Source organism: Brasilonema bromeliae SPC951, assembly GCF_012912135.1.
Taxonomy (GTDB): domain Bacteria; phylum Cyanobacteriota; class Cyanobacteriia; order Cyanobacteriales; family Nostocaceae; genus Brasilonema; species Brasilonema bromeliae.
Window position 1 is genome coordinate 1 of the sequence record NZ_QMEB01000096.1, and the last position, 3,843, is coordinate 3,843.

A 3,843-nucleotide genomic window follows, 5' to 3' on the forward strand; every position below is an offset into this window, starting at 1 on the left:
CACTTTCAGGAACTAGGACGTTTTTGGTAAATTTCGAGCCGTCGTCATAAACCATTTTTAATTCTTTACTACCCAATCTTTTATCGACAATTGGGCGAAAATCTTCTTTGAGAGTTGGTTTAAAAACGTAGTATTCGTCTGGGTTCACGGAACCTTGAACAACGTTTTCTCCTAAACCGTATGCTGCGCTAATCAGTGCAGCATCCTTGAAACCTGTCTCTGTTTCAATGGAGAACATCACCCCAGAAGATGCTAAATCAGAACGTACCATTTTTTGCACGCCAACAGCGAGGGCTACGCTGAAGTGGTCAAATCCCTTAATATGGCGGTAGGAAATGGCACGGTCTGTAAACAGGGAAGCAAAACATTTGTGACAAGCGGCTAAAACTCCTTCTATACCAGTTACATTGAGGTAACTTTCTTGCTGTCCGGCAAAACTGGCGTCGGGGAGATCTTCAGCGGTAGCACTTGAGCGCACTGCTACATCTGTATCTGGATTGTATCGCTCACATAAAGCAAGGTACGCGTTAACAATTGCCTCTCTTAATTCTTTTGGAAACGGTGTGTGTAGCAGGAGCGATCGCGCCTTTTTCCCTCGTTCTCGTAAATTTTTGACATCTTCTACATCTAAGTCAGAAAAGAGTTCGCGCAGTTTTTCTTCTAGCCCAGCACCTTCAATGAAATAGCGATAAGCGTAAGCTGTGGTAGCAAACCCGATGGGAACATTAATGCCTTTGGGTGTCAATTGTTGAATCATCTCACCCAAAGATGCATTCTTACCACCAACTATGGGTATGTCGGTAATGCCAACCTGATCAAACCACAGGACGAGCGATCGCTCTTTGGAGGATGATTCTAATAACGTATCTTTTGCTACTGTAACCATAAATATTTACCTCCCTTTTTGATGCCCTGGTTGTTCGAGGATTGCTTGCCTCTACGTAAGGTATACCACATTAAATTGTAAACGTTTTTATACTTTCTTAAGGTTTTCCAGAAGGAATTTTAGATTTTGGACTGACAAATCATCCAAAATCTAAGTTCTCTCATGAGTAAGAGTGCATTTGCACTCTTCTAGAGTAAAAATATAGATTTTGCTTGGTTAAATCCACATTGGCGATTGATATATACTAACTTGTTTTCATTTGCCAACATGATAGAAATGACACTGTGTATGACTGCAACAGGATAAGACATCTATGACTACTCTTTAAGATTCAACGATTCCGGAATTTTGTGTGTTATTGCTGGAGCTATATTTGTACCGCACGGTGTTTCATTTCAAATGAAAATTCTAGTAAATTTGTCAAGCTAGCTGTTAAATTGATTGGCAAGAATGGCAGACAGACTCTAATTCTATCTTTACTAAATTCGTTTATAATCCGTCGTTTTCTGTAATCTGCTTGTCACTTCAGTCAAGCACCCGTAAAACCGTGATTTAACCATATTTTAAGTCAGAATTGACACATTAAACCGTGTCAAATCGCCTCATAAAAAGGTTTGAGAGGAGATGCTTTGAGAATCCTTAGGATTATTGAAAGTTATTCTCATAAATTAGCAAGCAAATTACAACCAAGTTATACTGATTAAACATTCTCTGGCTAGCTGTATTGCTTACGATACACTGAAGCGCCTCTGTACTGTAAATCAGCCATGTTTGAGCATTGTTCTCCTCGATTCATACAGCGTTTGAGTACACGTCAGAAAAAACCTTTTTGTGAAGATAGAACAACAGGAGACTCGCTGATTGCTAAACTACCCATTGATACTAGATTTGTGTTATCACTAGCGAGCCATTTTAGGAAGGAGCAGTCGTGGGTAAGTACGACAAGTTTTTTAACTCAAAAAAAACATTAGAAGAATCAATCAGTCCAGAAGAAGCAGTTGCGGCGATCGCAGTTGTCACAGCTGCTGCTGATTCTTCATTAGAAGAACTGGATCCAGATTTTTTAGCGGATATCCTCTGGGGACTGGAGATTTTTGAGGAATACTCAGATGATGAATTATTAGAAACGCTGGATAAAGTCGTAGCCATTGCAGAGGAAGCTCAGATAGGAGCACTATTTAATGCTGCAAAAAATTCTCTGACAGACGACTTAGTACTGGATGCTTATGCTGCGGGAGTCAGCGTACTTGTAGACGAAGAGGAGGTACGTATTCCCAAAGGAAAAACGACTTTGCTCAAAAAGCTCCAAGAAGCCTTGCAAATTAACGATGAAGATGCTAAAGAAGTGATAGACGAGGTGATCGCCGCCTTTGAGGAGATAGAAAATGAAGACTTCCTAGAAGACGAGGATGAGACAGAACTTGAGGAAGACTTAAACCCAAACGTGTATGAATCACCCTCAGGTAATTTTATAGTTCTAATTCCTGTGAACTCTCAACAAGGTGGTAGAGTTGAAACTCAAGAAAGCTCAGTCAGCTTTTCTGATGACTCTGGCAGATTGTTGAGAATCGATTATTTCCCTATCTCCTCAAAACAGACTGAGGAAATGGATTCTGTGGGACACCAAGAATATCTGCGTTCATTTCTCCTAAGTAAGTATGTGCCTCAAACAATAGTTGCTAATTTACCAGATGCTCAAGTTAAACATACTGAATATCTGGAAGACATATTAGAAGGGGCTTACTTCGTATTAGTTGATATGCCCCAAGGTTCAACAGTTACGAAAACAGGAAACAACGGTACTGCAACTAAGTTGAATGCATACCGTGGTGTTCTAGCATTTAGCTATGGTGACCTTTTGTATATCGTCAGCAGTCAGCAGAGCTTTTCTGATGGAGAAAAACCAGATTCTCTTGAAGAAGAAGCTGAAGCTATCAAGCAGAATGTTTTAAGTTTCGTTGATACTATCGAGTTTCTTTAGGGTTAACGAGCTTTTACCAATTTTCACTACAGGGGTAGACGCGTGATGGTTTGTTATGAGACACCACACCTGTTCTATCCCTGTTGTTTATCAGTTATCAGTTACCAGTTATCAGTTGTTCATTATTTACTGTTTACTGTTCACTGTTCACTGTTCACTAAATCATTTTTGTCCGTGCTGGATCAAGTCGCAAAGTCGCGATCTGCGCTTCGCAGCAGCGCTTCGCTATCGCAGCCGCAAACATTCCGACTTGACTCTAGGGCGTTCTTCTGGAGCTATGTTCATTTTAGCCATGAGCGCACTGGCTACGGGATTTTCTTGTCGCAAGAAATTCCGCCAATTTAAACGATTTAGCTGGAGTACTACGTAGTTGAGTTAAGAATAATGCTAGCTTAGGTTAAGCAAAGCGCAATTCAACAAAACCCAAGATGAACATTGGGTAATGTCCACAGGACATACTACATGAATGTTCTTCAACTTAACATACATAGTTTTCTATTTTTAGCTCTAACAGAACCGTATTGAAATACAAGGAAATTTTATAATGCCTACTACCAGTAATATTGATAGTCGATTGATGAGTTTTGGTGAATTGCTTGCAGGTAATAATTCTTACTCTGTACCCAGCTTTCAAAGGGATTATTCTTGGACAGAAGCAGAAGTTCAACAGCTTTGGGATGATATCACACAGACGTTGGAAGAGGGACGTACAGAACATTTTATTGGCTCAGTTGTTGTGAACAACTCCAACAAGCCTAAGCTGATGTTGATAGATGGACAACAACGTTTAACAACAGTATCAATATTGATGTGTGTACTTAGGGATATAGCCAAGGAAAAAGGAGATAATCAGTTAGCCCAAACTATATCGCAGGAGTATTTAGGTTCATTAAATCTGCGAACTCGTAAAACAGAATCTAAATTAGTCCTCAATGAAAGAAATAATCAGTTTTATCAAGAAAATATTGTTGAATCA

At 39.7% G+C, this 3,843-nt stretch carries 3 protein-coding genes and 1 pseudogene; 2 read left to right on the forward strand and 2 right to left on the reverse strand.

Going from position 1 to position 3,843, the window contains the following annotated elements; genetic code table 11:
* On the reverse strand, positions 1-886 hold an 886-nt coding region (locus tag DP116_RS13725; RefSeq protein WP_281357420.1), incomplete at its 3' end, for a PEP/pyruvate-binding domain-containing protein.
* 928 nt (positions 887-1,814) lie between these two features.
* Here DP116_RS13725 and DP116_RS13730 point away from each other — a divergent pair.
* Complete coding sequence (locus DP116_RS13730) at positions 1,815-2,867, forward strand: tellurite resistance TerB family protein (protein ID WP_169155720.1); 1,053 nt, start codon at positions 1,815-1,817, stop codon at positions 2,865-2,867.
* Positions 2,868-3,027: 160 nt separating this feature from the next.
* On the opposite strand, the pseudogene DP116_RS29280 reads toward DP116_RS13730, so the two are convergent.
* A pseudogene (locus tag DP116_RS29280) lies at positions 3,028-3,239 on the reverse strand (hypothetical protein); the annotation flags it as partial.
* Positions 3,240-3,411: 172 nt separating this feature from the next.
* Here DP116_RS29280 and DP116_RS13740 point away from each other — a divergent pair.
* Positions 3,412-3,843: DUF262 domain-containing protein (locus tag DP116_RS13740; protein ID WP_211173259.1), on the forward strand; the 432-nt coding region annotated here is incomplete at its 3' end.